Origin of the sequence: Curtobacterium phoenicis, assembly GCF_047238015.1 — a bacterium.
GTDB lineage: Bacteria > Actinomycetota > Actinomycetes > Actinomycetales > Microbacteriaceae > Curtobacterium.
In genome coordinates this window covers 1,435,681-1,453,512 of the sequence record NZ_JBDFLZ010000002.1, presented here as the reverse complement: position 1 = coordinate 1,453,512, position 17,832 = coordinate 1,435,681, and the positions used below count along the sequence as shown (strand labels likewise).

The 17,832-nt window shown below is 72.2% G+C and carries 13 protein-coding genes; 9 read left to right on the top strand and 4 right to left on the bottom strand.

Translation table 11 applies throughout. The annotated features are described in order from the left end of the window. Positions 1-44 precede the first annotated feature (44 nt). Entirely contained in the window at positions 45-1,082 is a 1,038-nt protein-coding gene (locus ABC270_RS07160) for a cation diffusion facilitator family transporter (protein WP_412880147.1), read from the top strand. Positions 1,083-1,159: 77 nt separating this feature from the next. On the opposite strand, the gene ABC270_RS07155 is transcribed toward ABC270_RS07160, so the two are convergent. Then, positions 1,160-2,665, bottom strand: a complete 1,506-nt coding sequence (locus tag ABC270_RS07155; RefSeq protein ID WP_412880146.1) for a hypothetical protein — start codon at positions 2,663-2,665, stop codon at positions 1,160-1,162. Between the two features lie 118 nt (positions 2,666-2,783). Further along, positions 2,784-3,401, bottom strand: a complete 618-nt coding sequence (locus ABC270_RS07150; protein WP_412880145.1) for a TetR/AcrR family transcriptional regulator — start codon at positions 3,399-3,401, stop codon at positions 2,784-2,786. Positions 3,402-3,432: 31 nt separating this feature from the next. Here ABC270_RS07150 and ABC270_RS07145 point away from each other — a divergent pair, with 31 nt between their 5' ends. Genes ABC270_RS07145 through ABC270_RS07130 form a run of 4 tightly spaced genes read left to right on the top strand, consistent with a single transcriptional unit; the run spans position 3,433 to position 8,687 of the window. Continuing rightward, a complete protein-coding gene (locus tag ABC270_RS07145; RefSeq protein WP_412880144.1) occupies positions 3,433-5,091 on the top strand; it encodes an ABC transporter substrate-binding protein in 1,659 nt (552 codons plus the stop codon). Positions 5,092-5,131: 40 nt separating this feature from the next. Further along, on the top strand, positions 5,132-6,148 hold the full coding sequence (locus ABC270_RS07140; protein ID WP_412880143.1) for an ABC transporter permease: 1,017 nt from the start codon (positions 5,132-5,134) through the stop codon (positions 6,146-6,148). After that, a complete protein-coding gene (locus ABC270_RS07135; RefSeq protein ID WP_412880142.1) occupies positions 6,145-7,032 on the top strand; it encodes an ABC transporter permease in 888 nt (295 codons plus the stop codon). The genes ABC270_RS07140 and ABC270_RS07135 overlap by 4 nt, the downstream gene beginning before the upstream one ends. Further along, on the top strand, positions 7,029-8,687 hold the full coding sequence (locus ABC270_RS07130; protein ID WP_412880141.1) for an ATP-binding cassette domain-containing protein: 1,659 nt from the start codon (positions 7,029-7,031) through the stop codon (positions 8,685-8,687). Before ABC270_RS07135 ends, ABC270_RS07130 begins: the two co-directional genes overlap by 4 nt. A 263-nt stretch (positions 8,688-8,950) precedes the next feature. Here ABC270_RS07130 and proP read toward each other — a convergent pair whose 3' ends face one another. After that, positions 8,951-10,528, bottom strand: coding sequence for a glycine betaine/L-proline transporter ProP (gene proP / locus ABC270_RS07125; protein ID WP_412880140.1), 1,578 nt, complete (start codon positions 10,526-10,528; stop codon positions 8,951-8,953). Positions 10,529-10,786: 258 nt separating this feature from the next. Here proP and valS point away from each other — a divergent pair, with 258 nt between their 5' ends. Together valS and ABC270_RS07115 are read left to right on the top strand one after the other, a co-directional pair. Continuing rightward, entirely contained in the window at positions 10,787-13,378 is a 2,592-nt protein-coding gene (gene valS, locus ABC270_RS07120) for a valine--tRNA ligase (protein WP_412880139.1), read from the top strand. An 86-nt stretch (positions 13,379-13,464) separates the two neighbouring features. Then, positions 13,465-13,692: a hypothetical protein gene (locus tag ABC270_RS07115; protein ID WP_412880138.1), complete on the top strand. Its 228-nt coding sequence runs from the start codon at positions 13,465-13,467 to the stop codon at positions 13,690-13,692. A gap of 179 nt (positions 13,693-13,871) precedes the next feature. On the opposite strand, the gene ABC270_RS07110 is transcribed toward ABC270_RS07115, so the two are convergent. Beyond that, positions 13,872-14,708 carry an alpha/beta fold hydrolase gene (locus tag ABC270_RS07110; RefSeq protein WP_412880137.1) on the bottom strand — a complete coding sequence of 279 codons (837 nt, stop codon included), beginning with the start codon at positions 14,706-14,708 and terminating at the stop codon, positions 13,872-13,874. Between the two features lie 122 nt (positions 14,709-14,830). Between ABC270_RS07110 and ABC270_RS07105 the strand changes: the two genes are divergently transcribed. Together ABC270_RS07105 and ABC270_RS07100 are read left to right on the top strand one after the other, a co-directional pair. After that, positions 14,831-15,415 (top strand): TetR/AcrR family transcriptional regulator, encoded by a 585-nt coding sequence (locus ABC270_RS07105; RefSeq protein WP_412880136.1) that lies wholly within the window; start codon positions 14,831-14,833, stop codon positions 15,413-15,415. Between the two features lie 256 nt (positions 15,416-15,671). Next, the gene (locus ABC270_RS07100; RefSeq protein ID WP_412880135.1) at positions 15,672-17,699 is read left to right on the top strand and encodes a M3 family metallopeptidase; all 2,028 of its coding nucleotides are present in this window, start codon (positions 15,672-15,674) and stop codon (positions 17,697-17,699) included. The last annotated feature ends 133 nt before the right edge of the window (positions 17,700-17,832 follow it).

Sequence of the window (17,832 nt, the reverse complement as noted above, 5' to 3'; positions counted from 1 at the left end):
ACGCCTGCTGGGACGAGTCTACCCGAGCGGAGCATGCTGGAGCGATGCCCTCCTCCGATGAGCCCGAGCGCCCCGAATCGCTCCTCACCGTCATCATCGCCTTCGCGGCGAACCTGCTCGTCGCGATCGCGAAGACCGTCGCCTCGCTGCTCTCCGGCTCGGCGTCCATGACCGCCGAGGCCGCGCACTCCTGGGCGGACACCGGCAACGAGGTCTTCCTGCTCGTGGCGGAACGACGCGGCGCCAAGCCCCGGGACACCAAGCACCCGCTCGGCTACGGACGCGAGACCTACATCTGGTCGATGTTCGCCGCGTTCGGGCTCTTCACCGCCGGTGCCGTCGTGTCGATCTGGCACGGCATCACCGAGCTGGGCGAGACCGGCCCCGCGGAGGACCTGCTGCTGAACTACCTCGTGCTCGGCGTCGCGTTCCTCCTCGAGGGCACCAGCTTCGTGCAGGCGTACCGACAGGCGCACGGTGCCGCCACGAAACGCCGCGTCCCGGTGCTCCGCCACGTGCTGCAGTCGTCGAACCCGACGCTCCGGGCGGTGTTCGCGGAGGACGCCGCGGCGCTCATCGGCCTCGTGATCGCGTTCCTCGGCGTCTTCCTGCACCAGGTCACCGGGCTCGCGGTGTTCGACGCGATCGGCTCCATCGCGGTCGGGCTGCTGCTCGGCGTCGTGGCCATCGTCCTCATCGAGCGGAACCGACGCTTCCTGGTCGGTGAGGCCACCTCGCCCGAGCTCGAGGACGCGGTGCTCTCCGAGCTGCTCCGCCGGCGCGAGATCGAGCGGGTCACGTACCTGCACCTCGAGTTCGTCGGGCCGTCGCGGGTGTTCCTCGTGGCAGCCGTCGACCTGACCGGGAACGAGGACGAGGACCACGTGGCGGTGCGGTTGCGTCGTGTAGAGGCGTCGTTGGAGGAGAGCCGGTACATCGAGGAGGCGGTCCTGACGTTGAGCATCCCCGGCGACGAGTCGCTCGTCTCCCGCGGCGACGGTGAGGTGCCCGCGACGGTGCGGGACGGCACCGTGGAGGACGTCGCATCAGGCGGGGCCGGGACGCTGCGGACCGAGCGGTAGGAGCGCGGCAGCCGCCGACAGTGCGGCGCCGGGCGCTGGCGGGCACCCGCGTGCGCCGGGCCCCTGGCCGGCCGCGTTCAGCGTTCCCGGACCAGCGAGGCCCGGCCGTCGTGCACCCGGACGGCCTCGTCGCCCCGCACCACCCACACCCGGAGGAAGTCCAGTCGGAACGCGGTGAACCGGTGCGGCTCGTCGGCGAGCAGCCGGCGGAGCGCGGGGCGCATCGGGAACCGCGCATCGGCTCCCGCGACGACGACCCCGAAGTCCCCGCGCGCCGCCGCGTCCGTCGAAGCGCGACGCCCGGTCCAGTGCGAGAACGCCGACCGCGGCGACCCCGCGACGAGGATCCGGTCGGCCGGCGGCACACCGCGGTCGGCGAGCACGGCACCGAGCCGGGCGTACCCGGTCTCCCGGCTGTCGGCGACGGTCCGCACCACGATCGCGGCGGGGAGCACGGTGAGGGCGACGGCCACGACCGCGAGCACGGTCGTCCACGGTGGTCGCAGGCGAGCGATCCGGACGAGACCGGTCGCGGCGAGCGCGATCACCCAGGGCATCCACGCGTCGTAGTAGTACGGCAGCGCGACCTGTGCGGTGCAGTAGAAGACCACGAGGGCCGCGAGGGCGATGCCGAGCACGGCGACGAGGCGGTCGGGACGGACCACGACCGCGGCGAGCAGCCCGAGCACGAGCACGACGACGGTCGGCCAACCGACCCCCTCGACGACCCGGGCGGCGTTCGCCCACCACGGCGCGAACTGGTACTGCCGGCCGAGCAGCGTCGTCGTGTGCCCGTCGACGTCGTGCGCCGTCTGGAACGCCAGCATGAACCGGATCGCGCGGACCCCGCCGACCGGCAGGTAGACCGCCGCGAAGACGACGAGGAAGGACACCGCGGCGACCGGGGCACCGATCGCGTAGGCGCGCCACCGTCGGTGGAGTGCCGGCAGGGCGGCGATCGCGAGGAACACGACCGCGGTGGACACCTTCGAGGTCACGGACAGGGCGAACAGCGCACCGGACAGCGCCCACCACCCCCCGGACCACCACCGACCCCGGGCCCCGTCCGGTTCCCGGGTGGTCGCGTGCCAGGCGACCGCGACGGCGGCCACCGCGAAGAAGACCATGAGCGGCTCGAGCAGCGCCAACCGGTCGATCCGCACGCCGGCGCCGGAGGCCACGTCCGCCCAGGTGGCCGCGGCCGCGCGCGGGGTGCACCACCACCAGCCCGCCGCGAGGAGCGCGCCCCAGAACCCGATCGGTCGGCGCAGCCAGGCGAAGAGCACGACGCCGGTGCCGAACGAAGCGGTGGCCGCGACGACGCGCGCCGCACCGACGCCCTCCCCGAGGACGAGCTGCACGAGTCCGTAGAGGTACTTCGCCGTCGGCGGGTGCTGCAGGTTGCCGCTCAACGTCCCGTGCACGTACTGCCACCCGGCACCGGCGTAGGTGAACTCGTCCACGTACTCGGTCTGCCGTCCGAGGTTCCAGTACGCGACGTACAGCCCGGCGACCACGACGACGACCAGCGCGGTCGTCCGGACCGCACTGCGGCGTCCGGGGCTGCGGAGGGCTGGGGGCACGGCGCCCGATCGTAGTGAGCGGCCCCGGACCGAGCCCGTGACGGAGCAGCCCGTTCCCGCGGAAGCGCTCAGGCGCCGGGCGGTGCAGTGCCCCTGCCGTCTCCGGTCGTGACGCCCGTCACGCGGCGTCGAGGCCGTCCGCGACGGGCGTGAGCGCCGCCGCGACGTACTCGACGAGCGGGCCGCGGCCGACGCCGTCGCCGACCCACACGCCGAAGGCCGCAGCGGCGGCGCCGAGCAGTGCACCGGAGACGGTCTGCGGCCAGAGCGCCCCGGTCCGGTCGCCGGTGCGCCGGGCGACGTACCCGGCGACCGCGCCGTGCTGCTGCATCACCCGCGCAGCGACGCTCGCCACGAGTTCGGGCCCGATCCCCATCACCTCGGCCTGCGCGACGGCCCACGGCACCCGCTCCGGGTCGTGCTGGCGTGCTGCGGCGAGCAGGGCGTCCTCGACGGCGCGGACCGGGCTCGGCTCGGCGGAGGCGTCGAGCAGCGCGGGGATCGCGGCGACCGCGGCGTCGAGTTCGAGCCACATGACGTCGGACTTCGCGGCGAAGTAGTTGAAGAACGTGGCGCGGCTCACCCCGGCGCGTGCGGCGATCTGGTCGACGGTGGTCCGGCCGTACCCCTGCTCGAGGAAGAGTTCGGCCGCGGCGTCGGCGAGGACCTCGGCGCTGGAGCGCCGTGGCCGACCGCCGCGGCGAGCCCGGTCGTCGTCGCCGTGCTCGAGGTCCATGCGCCCAGTAAACCGCTAGACTCGATGAGCCATGAAGTTGGACTCAGTACAGAAAAGCCGCGCGCGCGTCGTGGCCTCCCTGGCGGGCGCCGCCACGATCCTCCTGGCCGTCACCGCCTGCACCGGCGGCGGAGGCGGGTCGACGAGCAGCACGCCCGTGGCGGGCGGGACGCTCGTCTACGCGTCCGGCGACGCCGAACCGACCTGCCTCGACCCGCACGTCGGCGGCAACTACCCGCAGGCGCTGCTGTCCAGCCAGTACATCGAGGAGCTCACCGCACTCGAGGACGGCCGACCGGTCCCGGCGCTGGCGACGTCGTGGAAGACCTCCGACGACGGCAAGACGCTCACCTTCCGGCTCCGCGACGACGTGACGTTCACCGACGGCACCCCGTTCGACGCGGCTGCGGTCGTGGCGAACATCGAGCACGTGCAGGACCCGGCGACGGCGTCGAGCACCGGGTACCTCGCGCTGCAGTCGATCACGAAGGCCACGGTGACCGACGACCACACCGTCACGCTCACCCTGAGCCGTCCGGACAGCGCCCTGCTCGAGTCCTTCTCGCAGCCCTGGGTCGGCATGGAGTCCCCGAAGGCGCTCGAGCGCTCCCAGGCCCAGAACTGCGAGTCCCCCGTCGGCACGGGACCGTTCCGGGTCACCGACTGGAAGCACGGCGACCGGGTCACACTGACGAAGAACGCCGACTACACGCCCCTCGGCAAGCCCGCCGGCAGCACCACGAAGCCCCGGCTGAGCGGGATCACGTGGCGCTTCCTGCCCGACTCCACCTCGCGCTACGCCGCGCTGCAGTCCGGCCAGGTCGACGTCATCGACAACGCACAACCCGACCAGATCCGTGCCGCGAAGGCCGGTGGGTCGATCCGCGACCTCGATGCTCCGCGCCCGGGCGCCTCCAACCGCCTCGAGCTGAACTCCGGCCACGGGGTCTTCCAGGACGAGGCCGTCCGGAAGGCCTTCATCCACGGGGCCGACGTCGACCCCGGCATCAAGTCGCTCTTCCTCGGCACCGCGAAGCGCTCGTACGCACTGCTGTCGAGCGTCGAACCGTTCGCGTACTCCGCCGACGGCGACGAGCTCTTCGACCACGACGCGGCGCAGGCGCGCAAGCTCCTCGACCAGGCCGGCTGGAAGAAGGGCTCGGACGGCATCCGCACAAAGGACGGCAAGCGTCTGACCGTGACGTTCCCGGTGTCGACGAACCAGTCGATCCCCGCCGAGCGCAGCCTGTTCCAGCAGATCCAGGCCTCCGAGAAGGAGGTCGGCTTCGACGTGGAGATCAAGGAGCTCGACCTCTCCAGCTGGTACGCGGCCCTCGCGGCGAACCAGTACGACGTCGTCAGCGCGCCGTACACGAAGGTCGGCGCCGACGTGCTCCGCATCCTGTACGACAGCGCGAGCATCAAGCCGGCGCCGTCGGGCTACTTCGCGAACCTCGCACAGCTCGACGACCCGACGGTCGACTCGCTCCTCGAGCGTGCCGCGCAGACCGCCGACACGCACGACCGCGGCGAGCTGTACGAGCAGGCGCAGAAGGACATCCTCGCCAGCGCGACGGTGCTCCCGCTCTACGACCAGCAGAACCACTTCCTCGTCTCCACGAAGGTGCACGACGTGCGCACCACGGCCGTCTCCACGCCGTGGTTCGGCTCGGCGTGGATCGACCGCTGACGCGCATCCGCGCGCACGACGACCGGACGGGAGGCACGGCATGACCCCGACGCGCCGCCGACGCTCCGGCGCGTGGTCGCGCTGGACGCTGTGGGGGCTCGGCCGCCTGGCCGGCGGCATCGGCGTGCTGTGGGCCGTCGCCACGATCGTGTTCGTCGCGATCCGCCTCATCCCCGGTGACCCGGCGCTCGCGATCCTCGGCGGGCCGGGGTCGCAGGCATCGGCCGCCGCGGTCGACCAGGTCCGGCACGAGTACGGGCTCGACCGCCCGGTGCTCGTGCAGTACGCGGTGTTCCTCGGACGACTCGCCACCGGGCAGCTCGGCGACTCGTACGCGTTCCGGACGCCGGTCGCGACGCTCCTGGCCCAGGAGCTCCCGGTCACGCTGACGCTCGCGGTCGCGGGGCTCGTCGTCGCCTGGGCGCTCGCGCTCGTCGCCGCGTGGTGGTCGACCCAGCGCGGGCGGATCGCCGCGGGCGTCACCGGGGCGATCACCGTCACGGCCAGCGTCGCCCCGCACTTCTGGCTCGGCAGCGTCCTCATCGTCGTGTTCGCGACCGCGCTCGGCTGGGCCCCCGCGGTGAGCGACGGCACCGTGCGGGGGTGGCTCCTGCCCGTGGTGACGGTCGCGGTCCCGGTCGCCGGGTACCTCGCCGAGACCGTCCGCGACGGCATCGTCGACGCACAGCGCTCCGCCTTCGCCCTCGCCGCACGGGGCCGTGGTGAGCACCGGACGGGCGTGTTCCTCCGACACTCGCTGCGCCACGCGGCCCTGCCCGGGCTCGCGCTCTCGGCGTGGGCGTTCGGCTCGCTCGTCTCCGGGGCCGTCGTGGTCGAGTCGGTGTTCGCCCTGCCGGGCATCGGACGGGCCCTCGTCACCGCGGTGACCCAACGCGACATGCCGCTCGTCGCCGGGATCGCGCTCGTCTCGGCGGCCGCCTACGTCGTCGTGCTCGCGGTCGCCGACCTCGCCGAGCGCGTGGTCGACCGGCGGCCCCGTCGTCCCGGTGCCGTCCGCACCCGACGTGGCCGCGCTCAGCCGGTGGGGGCCCGGTGAGCGGCATCCTCGACCCCGCGACCCCGACCGCCGACCCGGCCACGACCCGCGCTCCGTCCGGGGGTGCCGAGCGACACCGTGGGGGGACGCTCGGCACCGCCGGGTGGGTCGCGACCGTGGTCGTCGCGCTCGCCGTGGTCGCGGCCGTCGCCCCCGGACTGCTCGGCGGCGCACACCCGCTCGCCGTGCACCCCGACGAGGCCCTGCTCCCCCCGTCGGGCGCGCACCCGTTCGGGACCGACGAGTCCGGACGGGACGTCCTCGCCCGCGTGGTCGCCGGCACCCGGGCGTCGCTCGTCGTCGGGGTCGCAGCCACGCTGGTCGGCGCCGTCACCGGCGTGCTGCTCGGGCTCGTCGCTGGGCTCGGCGGCCGGGTGCTCGACACCGTCGTGGGCCGCGTGACCGAGGTCGCCTTCGCCCTCCCCCTGCTGCTCGTCGCCCTAGTCGTGATCGCCGTCACCGGACCGGGCCCGGTGCCCGCTGTGTTCGCCGTCGGGTTCGCGACCGCGCCCGGCTACGCGCGCATCGTCCGTGGGCTCGTGCGGACGGCGCGGGAGTCGCAGGTCGTCGAGACCGCGGTCCTGCTCGGCCGCTCCTCCGCGCGGATCGTCGTCCGACACGTCCTGCCCGCCGCGCTGTGGCCGGTCGTCGCGGTCGGCACGCTCGGCGTCGGGCAGGCGGTGGTGTGGGCATCGGCGCTGAGCTACCTCGGCGTCGGCACCCCGCCGCCGGCGCCGGAGTGGGGTGCGATGCTCGCCGACGGCCGGACGTACCTGCAGACCGCCCCGTGGATGAGCACCTTCCCCGGGCTCGCGATCGTCGTGCTCGCGACCGCCGTCACCGTGCTCGGCCGTGCGCTCCGACGACGAGGTGACGCCCGGTGACCGCCGCGGCCCTCGCGGTCGACGGGCTCTCGGTCGCGATCGACGGCGTCCGCATCGTGTCCGACGTCTCGCTGCAGGTCGCGGCTGGCGAGTGCGTCGCGCTCGTCGGCGCCTCCGGCTCGGGCAAGACCGTCACGGCCCGGGCCCTCCTCGGGCTCTCCGCCGACCGAGCGATCGTCGACGCTCGACGGCTCGACGTCGCCGGCACCGACGCCCGGACGCTGCGGGAGCGCGGTTGGCGGCAGCTCCGCGGATCGGCGGTCGGGTACGTCGGACAGGAGGCCCTCGGTGCCCTCGACCCGCTCCGCCCGGTCGGGCGCGAGGTCGCGGACGCCCTGCGGCTGCACACGACGATGACCGCCGCCGAACGGGTCGACGCCGTCCGGGCCGCACTCGCCGGGGTCGGACTCGATCCCGAGATCGCGACCGACGGCCGGCTGGCCGGGACGCTCTCGGGCGGGATGCGGCAGCGGGCCCTCATCGCCGCCGCCACCATCGGTACCCCCGCGCTCGTCGTCGCGGACGAACCGACCACGGCCCTCGACGCCGGGGTCGCCGTCACGGTCATGGAGCAGTTGCGCCGGGCCCAGCGGGGCGGCGCGGGGTTGCTCGTCATCACGCACAACCTCGGGCTCGTCGCCGGGTGGGCCGACCGCGTCGCCGTGGTCTCCGACGGCCGGATCGTCGAGCAGGGTCCGGTCGACCGCGTGTTCTCCGCTCCGGAGCACCCCGCCACCGCAGCCCTCGTCCACGCCGCGCGGGCCGGCGCCGCGCCCGCGCCCGCACCCGCTCGGTGCGAGCTCCCACGCACCGTTACAGACTCAGGATCCCGCACCGTGACGGGGATCTCGCACGGTGATGCGGGGACCTCGCACGGTGCGAGGGAGCGGCTCCTCACCGCCGAGCAGCTGCAACGCTCGTTCGACGACACCGCCGCCGTCCGGGACGTCTCGTTCGCCCTCGACCGCGGCCGGGTGCTCGGGGTCATCGGCGGGTCCGGGTCGGGCAAGACGACGCTCGCGCGCATCCTGCTCGGCCTCGAGACCCCGGATGCGGGCTCGGTCGCGCTGGACGGCGAGGCATGGGCACCGCTGCCCGAACGCGACCGACGCGCCCGTCGACACCGCATGGCCGCGGTGGTGCAGGATCCCGGCGCGACGTTCGACGAGCGGTGGGACGTCGAGCGGGTGCTCGCGGACGCGCTCTCGCGCGGTGCCGAGCGGCGGGCGCGCGGCGAACTCGGTGCGCGGGTCGACGCGGCCCTCCGGCAGGTCGGACTCGACCCGGCGCTTCGGTCCCGCTCGCCCCTGACCCTCTCCGGCGGCCAGCGGCAGCGGCTCGCGATCGCTCGGTCCCTCGCCACGGAGCCGGAGGTCCTCGTGCTCGACGAACCCGTCACGGCGCTCGACGCGACCGTGCAGGACGCCGTGCTCGGGTTGCTCGAGCGGCTGCGCGACGAGACCAGCGTGGCGATGCTCTTCGTGTCGCACGACCTGCGGGCGGTCCGACGGCTCTCCGACGACGTGCTCGTGGTGCACGAGGGGGCCGTCGTCGAACACGGCCCCGCGGCGCGGGTGTTCGCCCACCCGGCGCACCCCGTCACGGCCCGGCTGCTGCACGCCGCCGACGTGCTCGCCACCGGCCCCGACGCCTGACGCGCCCCCGCAGCCGCAGCCGCAGCCGCAGCCGAGACTCGGCCCCGCGGATAGTTTCGCGACGGGTGGGCCGCGAAACTGTCCGCCCACCCGAGACCCGCGGCAGCCCGGCCGCCCGGCAGCCCGGCAGCCCGGCAGCCCGGCAGCCCGGCAGCCCGGCAGCCCGGCAGCCCGGCAGCCCGCAGCAGGGCGACCGGACGACGGAGGCGCGGTGCGGGACGGACCCGCACCGCGCCTCCAGGCCGGTCGACGACCGACGGTCGTCAGGAGCCGGCAGGCTCCTTGTGCTCGTCACTCGCTGTCGGAGCATCGCCGCTGATGATCGGGATCTCGCTCGTCGAGAAGTCCTTCGCCCACTCGGACTGCGCGAGGTCGGACTCCGGGTCGTTGTAGTCCTCGATGACCGCCGCGATCTCGTCCTCGTGCGCGACCGTCGGACCGGACCCCATCAGCGGGGTGGCCGCGGTCTCCTTCGTGAAGTACACCGCGACGAGACCGATCACGGCCGCGAGCATGAGGTAGAACGCAGGGATGTCCTCGGCCCAGCCGAACCCGGCACCCTTCGCCGCGTTGATGAGCGCCGCGGTCGCGAGCGGGGTCGTGCCGCCGAACAGCGAGACCGACACGTTGAACGCGATCGCGAGTGCGCCGTAGCGGATGATCGTCGGGAAGAGCGCGGGCAGCGTCGACGGCATCGTGGACGTGAAGGTCACGAGCACGAGCCCGAGGATGAGCAGGCCGAAGAACACGCCGACACCGGTGCCGCTCTGGACGAGCTTGAGCGACGGCCACGACAGCAGCAGGAACCCGATGCAGCCGACGGCGAGGACCGGTCGACGGCCGAACCGGTCGGACAGCCGCCCGCCGAACGTGATGACGACCATCATGAGGATCATCACGATGACGATCAGGATGAGGCCGAAGGTGGCGTTCTGCCCGAGGTTCTGCTCGAGGTAGGTCGGCATGTACGACAGCAGCATGTAGTCGGTCACGTTGAAGACCAGCACGAGGCCGATGCAGATGATGAGCCCGCGCCAGTTCTCGGCGAAGAGCTTGAGGAACGGGGTCTTCTGCGACTCGCGCTCGGCCGCCTGCTCCTGCTGCTTCTGGAAGGCCGGGGTCTCCTCGAGCTTCAGGCGCAGGTAGAGCCCGATGAGCCCGAGCGGTCCGGCGACGATGAACGGGATGCGCCAGCCCCAGCTCAGCAGGGCGTCCTCGGAGAGACCGAACTGCAGGGCGGTGACGATCGACGCGCCGAGCACGTAGCCCGCGAGCGTGCCGAACTCGAGCCACGAGCCCATGAACCCGCGGCGCTTGTCCGGCGAGTACTCGGCGATGAAGGTCGCGGCACCGCCGTACTCACCACCCGTCGAGAAGCCCTGCACGAAGCGGGCGACGAGCAGCAGGACCGGGGCCCAGAAGCCGATCGACTGGTACGAGGGGATCAGGCCGATCATGAGCGTGCCGGCGGCCATCAGGATCATCGTCAGCGCGAGGACCTTCTGCCGGCCGATCTTGTCGCCGATGGGTCCGAACACCGCGCCGCCGATCGGGCGAACGATGAAGGCCGCCGCGAAGAAGCCGAACGTCGCGACGATGTTCGCAGCAGGGTCGCCCTTCGGCAGGAAGACCTGCGAGATCGTCACGGTGAGGTACGCGAAGATGCCGAAGTCGAACCACTCCATGGCGTTGCCCAGGGCGGCGGCCGCGACGGCGCGCTTGAGCAGCGACTCCTCGACGACGGTGACGTCGTCCTTCGTCAGCTTGCGGCGGGCGCGCTTCACGGCGCCCTTCGTGCGCAGCGGCCGATCGCCGTTCGCGTGTGCTTCGTTCGGTGCCAAGTCGTTCCTCCGGTAGTGCTGTGTCTTGCCTTCGGGCGCCCGGCGGAAGCGTCACTGCAGTCCTCGCGAACCCCGCGTCCGCCGGACAAACTCCGACAGACTATCAAACGCCCGGCGTGTCCGTCAGGTCGGTGTGGTAGCGGCCGTCGGCGATGACGGCCCGAACCGCTACGATCAGGGATACCGCGCGATGCGCGCGGACACTCAGGCACCTCACCACGGACTCGGTGCCGCACATACCGATCGAAAGGCGCTGCCATGACGAAGCCCATCCCCGACAAGCCGACCGTCGACGGTCTCGAGGACGCCTGGGGCCCCGTCTGGGAGCAGGACGGCACCTACCGCTTCGACCGCGACAGCGCGACGAAGGACGCCGTCTACTCGATCGACACCCCGCCGCCGACCGCCTCCGGCTCGCTGCACATCGGTCACGTGTTCTCGTACACGCACACCGACCTCAAGGCCCGGTACGAGCGCATGCGCGGCAAGCACGTCTTCTACCCGATGGGCTGGGACGACAACGGCCTCCCGACCGAGCGCCGCGTCCAGAACTACTACGGCGTCCGCTGCGACCCGCAGCTCCCCTACGACCCCGCGTTCGTCCCGCCGTTCGAGGGCGGCGACAACAAGTCGAGCAAGGCCGCCGACCAGCTGCCGATCTCCCGCCGGAACTTCATCGAGCTGTGCGAACGGCTGACCGTGCAGGACGAGCAGCAGTTCGAGCACCTCTTCCGCACGCTCGGCCTGTCGGTCGACTGGACCCAGTCGTACCGCACGATCGACGACACGTCCCGCGCGAGCGCCCAGCGCGCCTTCCTCCGCAACCTCGGGCGCGGCGAGGCCTACCAGGCCGACGCCCCGACGCTCTGGGACGTCACCTTCCGCACGGCCGTCGCCCAGGCCGAGCTCGAGGACAAGGAGATGCCGGGCGCGTACCACGGGCTGGCCTTCCACCGCACCGACGGCGGCGAGGACGTCGTCATCCAGACCACCCGCCCCGAGCTCCTCCCCGCGTGCGTCGCCCTCGTCGCGCACCCGGACGACGAGCGCTTCCAGGACCTGTTCGGCACCACCGTCCGCTCCCCCCTGTTCGACGTCGAGGTCCCCGTCCTCGCGCACCACCTCGCCCAGCAGGACAAGGGCGCCGGCATCGCGATGGTCTGCACGTTCGGTGACACCACCGACGTCGTCTGGTGGCGCGAGCTCCAGCTGCCGAACCGCGCGATCATCGGCTTCGACGGCCGCGTGCGGTCGGACGAGCCGACCTGGATCGAGAGCGCCCGCGGCAAGGAGCTCTACGCCGAGATGGCCGGCAAGACCGTGTTCTCGGCGAAGAAGGTCGTCGTGGACGCCCTCACCGAGTCCGGCGAGCTGATCGGCGACGTAAAGACGATCAACCACCCGGTGAAGTTCTTCGAGAAGGGCGACAAGCCACTCGAGATCGTGTCGACCCGCCAGTGGTACATCGTCAACGGCGCCCGTGACGAGCAGCTCAAGTCGACGCTGCGCGCCCGCGGCGAGGAGATCGCGTTCCACCCGGACTTCATGCGCGTCCGGTACGACAACTGGGTCGGCGGGCTCTCCGGCGACTGGCTGATCTCCCGCCAGCGTTTCTTCGGCGTACCGCTGCCGGTCTGGTACCCGCTCGACGTCGACGGCAACCCGGTGTACGACCAGCCGATCGTCCCGACCGAGGACCAGCTGCCGGTCGACCCGGCGTCCGAGCCCGCTCCCGGCTACGAGGAGTCCCAGCGCGGCGTCGCCGGAGGCTTCCAGGGCGAGCTCGACGTCATGGACACCTGGGCCACCTCGTCGCTCACCCCGCAGCTCGCGGGCAAGTGGGAGTCCGACCCGGAGCTGTACGACCTGGTGTTCCCGTACGACGTGCGGCCGCAGGCACAGGACATCATCCGGACCTGGCTGTTCACGACCGTGCTGCGCAGCCAGCTCGAGGCGGACGTCGCTCCGTGGAAGCACGCTTCGATCTCGGGCTTCATCGTCGACCCCGACCGCAAGAAGATGTCGAAGTCGAAGGGCAACGTCGTCACCCCGCTGTCGATCCTCGAGCAGCACGGTGCGGACGCGGTCCGGTACTGGGCGGCATCGTCGAAGCTCGGCACCGACGCGGCCTTCGACCCGCAGAACCCGAAGCAGATCAAGGTCGGACGTCGTCTGGCGATCAAGGTCCTCAACGCCGCGAAGTTCGTCTACGGCTTCCCGCTGCCCGAGGGCGCACACACCGTCACCGAGGCGCTCGACGTCGACGTGCTCGCCGAGCTCGGGTCGGTCATCGAGCAGGCGACGGCCGCGTTCGACGCCTTCGACCACGCCCGCGCCCTCGAGGTCACCGAGCGGTTCTTCTGGACGTTCTGCGACGACTACCTCGAGCTCGTGAAGGAACGCGCCTACGGCACCGCGACCGACGCGACGCACGAGACGCAGGCGAGTGCGGTCCTCGCGCTCCGCGCTGCGATCGACGCGCTGCTCCGCCTGCTGGCACCGTTCCTCCCGTTCGCGACGGAGGAGGTGTGGGCCTGGACCCACGAGACCAGCGTGCACCGGGCCTCCTGGCCGACGCGGGCCGAGCTGCCCACCGAGGCCGAGCCGACCGGGCTGCTCGCGGCCGTCGGGCAGGCACTCATCGGCATCCGCGGCGCGAAGACGGCGGCGAAGGCCTCGCAGAAGACGCCCGTGACGCGCGCGGTCGTCGCGGCCCCGGCCGAGACGCGAGCGCTGATCGAGCGTGCGGCGGTCGACCTCGCGGCCGTCGGCCGCATCGCCGACCTGTCGTTCACCGACGGGTCGGAGCTGGCCGTCACCGACATCGAGCTGGCGGAACAGCCGGCGTAGGGTCGCGTGGGCCGGCCGGGTCGCGAGGGCGACCGGCCGGCCACACCGGACGGGAGGCACGGATGCAGTTGGGTACGCGCTGGAGCGTGGGTGGGCAACCACCTGCGCGACTGCCCGAGACGATGGTCGTCGCCGTGCGCGGTGTCGAGGACGAACTCGCGGCGGAGTCCGTCGACACGGCGACGTGGGGCTGGACCCTGACGTTCCTCGAGGGCAAGCCGATCGTCGAACTCGACGACGGCACGTCGATCCACCTCGACCCTGCGGGGCACGCGCAGGTGACGAACCCGGACGACGCGCCCGAAGAGGACTGAGCGCCGGGTGCTCGCTGCGGTTCGCGGGGAGCGCCTCGTCTGTAGCGCGATCCGCGTCTGTGGCGCGATCCGCCGTCCGTGGCGCGATCCGCGTCCGCACAACCGAAGTCACCCCGAACCACGGAGAACCGTGGTTCGGGGTGACTTCGGTTGTGCGCCGACCGTCGACGCCGTGCGCCTTACTTCGTGAGCCAGCCCAGCAGGACCTCGTTGACCTCGGCGGTGTGGGTCGTGAGCAAGCCGTGCGGGGCGCCCTCGATCTCGACGTACTCCGCGTGCGGCAGGGCCTTGGTGAAGCGCCGTCCGGTGGCGTCGATCGGCAGGATGTTGTCCGACGTGCCGTGCACGATGAGCGCGGGGACGGTGACCTTCGGGATGTCCTGACGGAAGTCGGTCGGCCAGGTCAGCGGTGCTGCGGCGGACGCGATCGAACCGGAGCCGGCAGCGACGTTCCAGGCGTTCCGGACCTGCTCCTCCGAGATCCGCGAGCCGAGGTTCTCGTCGAGGTTGAAGAAGTCCTGGTAGAAGTTCGTGAAGTACGCGTACCGGTCCTTCTCGACGTCGGCAGCGATCCCCTCGAAGAAGGACATCGGGCCGGCACCGTCCGGGTTGTCGTCGGTGATCGCGAGGTACGGCTCGAGCGACGCGAGGAAGGCGACCTTGGCGATGCGGTCCTCACCGTGGCGGGCGATGTACCGGGCGATCTCGCCGGTGCCCATCGAGAAGCCGACGAGGATCACGTCACGCAGGTCGAGGGTCTCGAGGACCGTGTGCAGGTCGTCCGCGAAGGTGTCGTAGTCGTAGCCGGTCGACGGCTGCGAGGACTGGCCGAACCCGCGGCGGTCGTAGGTGACGACCCGGTAGCCGGCGTCGAGCAGCGGCGGGACCTGGCCCTCCCACGAGTTTCCGTCGAGCGGGAAGCCGTGGATGAGGACGATCGGCTGGCCCGACCCCTTGTCCTCGTAGTGGAGCGCGATGTCGACGCTGTTCTCGGTCCCGACGGTGATGCTGCCCATGGTCGTTCCTTTCCCCTGAACGATGCGGAGAACGGTCGTTCTCTGCGATGTCGTCTACACTAGAGAACGATCGTTCCCCACGCAACACGGGAACGGTGAACACGCAGGGAACGGGGTACGACATGGTCACCAGCACGGTCGAGGCCGACACCAGGGCCCACATCGTCGACGTCGCCGACGAGCTCTTCTACGCCCGCGGCATCCAGGCGGTCGGCATGGACGAGATCCGCACCCGGGCCGGGGTGTCGCTGAAGCGGCTCTACAACGCGTTCCCGGGCAAGGACCAGCTCGTCGCGGCGGTGCTCGCAGGGCGGCACGACTACTGGGAGCGCGGGATCGCACAGGCCGTGGCGGCAGCCGATGGCCCGCGAGACCGACTCCTCGCGATGTACGACTTCCTCGAGCAGTGGTTCGGCGACGACACCTTCCGGGGCTGCGGGTTCATCAACGCCTTCGGCGAGCTCGGCGCGACCTCGCCAGCGGTCGCCCGGATCGCTCGGGAGCACAAGGAGTCGTTCCAGCGGGCCGTCGCCCGGCTCGCGGCCGACGTGGTGCCCGACCGTCAGGCGGCCGAGGAGCTCGCCGCGCAGCTCGCGCTGCTCGCCGAGGGCGCGCAGACGACGGCCGCGATCGCGGGCGACGCTTCCCCGGCCGGCCACGCGCGCCGCGCCGCCGCGATCCTGATCGACGCGGCCACGCGCGCCTGAGGCGCGTGCCAGGTCGTTCCGGGTGTACCCGGTCGTTCCGGGCGTACCCGGTCGTTCCGGGCGTACCCGGTCGTTCCGGGTGTACCAGGCTGTTCCGGGCGTACCCGGTCGTTCCGGGCGTACCGGGTCGTTCGTTCCGACCAGGTACGCCCGATCGCGCCATCCATCGCGGTCGACATGGGAAAGAACGCGCGTGTCGACGGACTGGAGGCGCGGGTCGGGCCCGCCCCGCGCCTCCAGTCCGTAGGGTGGCGACATGGCAACCCCGTTCGACGAACCGAGCACCCTCCCCTACGCCCTCCCGCCGTTCACCGACGTCCGGCTCGAGCACTTCCGTCCGGCCTTCGACGCCGGCATGGCCGACCAGCGCGCCGAGGTCGAGGCGATCGCCGCCGACCCCGCCGAGCCGACGTTCGAGAACACCCTCGTGGCGCTCGAGCGGTCCGGGCAGCGGCTCGCCCGCGTCAGCCACGTGTTCTTCACGCTGTCGTCGGCGGACTCGACCCCGGCGTTGCACGACCTCGAGGCCGAGGTCTCGCCGCTCCTCGCCGCGCACCGGGACGCGATCACCCTCGATGGCCGTCTCTACGCCCGCATCGAGGCGGTCCGTGCCGGGCTCGACGCGCGTGACGACCTCACCGACGAGGACCGCCGCCTCGTGGAGCGGACGCACACCGAGATGACGCTCGCCGGAGCCGGCCTCGACGCTGCCGGCAAGGAACGCCTCACCGCGATCAACCAGGAGCTCTCGACGCTCACCACCACGTTCGAGCGGAACCTGCTCGAGGACACCAACGACCTCGCCGTGCACGTCACGGACGAATCCGAGCTCGAGGGCCTCGACGACGGCGCGAAGTCCGCAGCCGCCGGGGCCGCCGCGGACCGCGGACTCGAGGGCTGGCTCATCACGCTGCCGCTCTACACCGGGCACCCGTGGCTCGGGTCGCTCGCCGATCGGGGCCTGCGCCGGCGGATCATGGAGGCGTCGCTCGCCCGCGGTCGTCGCGGCAACGAGCACGACAACCGCGAGGTCCTGCTCCGGATCGTCCGGCTCCGCGCCGAGCGCGCCGAGCTGCTCGGTTTCCCGAACCACGCCGCGGTCGTCACGGCCGACGAGACCGCTGGCACCCCCGAGGCCGTCGACGGGCTGCTGTCCTCGCTCGTGGGGGCCGCCGCCGCGAACGCCGACGACGAGCGGTCCGTGCGGTCCCAGGTCGTCGGGTTCGACGTCGAAGCATGGGACTGGGCGTACGCGACCGAGCTCCTCCGCGGCCAGCAGTTCGCCGCCGACAGCTCGGCGCTCCGCGCGTACTTCGAGGCCGACCGGGTGCTGCACGACGGCGTCTTCCACGCCGCGAACGCCCTCTACGGCCTGACGTTCACCGAGCGCCCGGACCTGCACGGCTACAACGACGAGGTCCGGGTCTTCGAGGTCCGCGGAGAGTCCGGCGAGGAGGTCGGGCTCTACCTGCTCGACCTCTACACGCGGGACGGCAAGCGAGGCGGCGCGTGGATGAACCCCGTCGTCGAGCAGTCGCACCTGCTCGGCACGCTGCCGGTCGTGGTGAACAACCTCAACGTGGCGAAGCCCGCCGCCGGCTCCCCCACCCTGCTCATCCAGGACGAGGTCGAGACGCTCTTCCACGAGTTCGGGCACGCGCTGCACGGGCTCATCGCGCGGACGACGTACCCGCGGTTCTCCGGCACGAACGTCGAGCGCGACTTCGTCGAGTTCCCGTCGCAGGTGAACGAGATGTGGGTGTCGTGGCCGTCCGTCCTCGCGAACTACGCGAAGCACCACGAGACCGGTGAGCCGCTGCCGCCGGAGCTCGTCCTGGGGCTCAGCGAGTCCGAGGGGTTCAACGAGGGGTTCTCGACGACGGAGTACCTCGCTGCCGCGCTCCTCGACCAGGCCTGGCACCGGCTGTCGGCCGCGGAGGCCGCTGCGGTCACCGACGTCGAGGCGTTCGAGCGCCAGGCGCTGCAGGACGCCGGCATCGCCGTCGAGGCCGTCCCGCCGCGCTACTCGTCGACGTACTTCGCACACACGTTCTCGGGCGGGTACGACGCGGGGTACTACGGGTACATCTGGTCCGAGGTGCTCGATGCCGACACCGTGGAGTGGTTCCGGGACAACGGGGGCCTCTCGCGCTCGGCGGGCGAACGGTTCGCGACCCGACTGTTGGGCGTCGGTGGATCGAAGGACCCGCTGGAGGCGTACCGCGACTTCCGCGGGCGTGACGCCGAGGTGGGGCCACTGCTGCGGCGTCGCGGGCTCGAGTAGGACCGGACGGCACGCGAGCCGCACGCGGGTGACACGCGAGCGGCACGCAGGCGGCACGCCGGCGGCACTGCCCACACCGTCGAACCACGAATCCGACGTCGAACCAGTCCTGAAGGCTGGTTCGACGTCGGAT

Bases quoted from the DNA above. Each gene is read 5' to 3' on its own strand.
- valS (WP_412880139.1), top strand. From the start codon at position 10,787: ATGACGAAGCCCATCCCCGACAAGCCGACCGTCGACGGTCTCGAGGAC.
- ABC270_RS07100 (WP_412880135.1), top strand. From the start codon at position 15,672: ATGGCAACCCCGTTCGACGAACCGAGCACCCTCCCCTACGCCCTCCCG.
- ABC270_RS07110 (WP_412880137.1), bottom strand. From the start codon at position 14,708: ATGGGCAGCATCACCGTCGGGACCGAGAACAGCGTCGACATCGCGCTC.
- ABC270_RS07160 (WP_412880147.1), top strand. From the start codon at position 45: ATGCCCTCCTCCGATGAGCCCGAGCGCCCCGAATCGCTCCTCACCGTC.
- ABC270_RS07150 (WP_412880145.1), bottom strand. From the start codon at position 3,401: ATGGACCTCGAGCACGGCGACGACGACCGGGCTCGCCGCGGCGGTCGG.
- ABC270_RS07145 (WP_412880144.1), top strand. From the start codon at position 3,433: ATGAAGTTGGACTCAGTACAGAAAAGCCGCGCGCGCGTCGTGGCCTCC.
- ABC270_RS07140 (WP_412880143.1), top strand. From the start codon at position 5,132: ATGACCCCGACGCGCCGCCGACGCTCCGGCGCGTGGTCGCGCTGGACG.
- ABC270_RS07105 (WP_412880136.1), top strand. From the start codon at position 14,831: ATGGTCACCAGCACGGTCGAGGCCGACACCAGGGCCCACATCGTCGAC.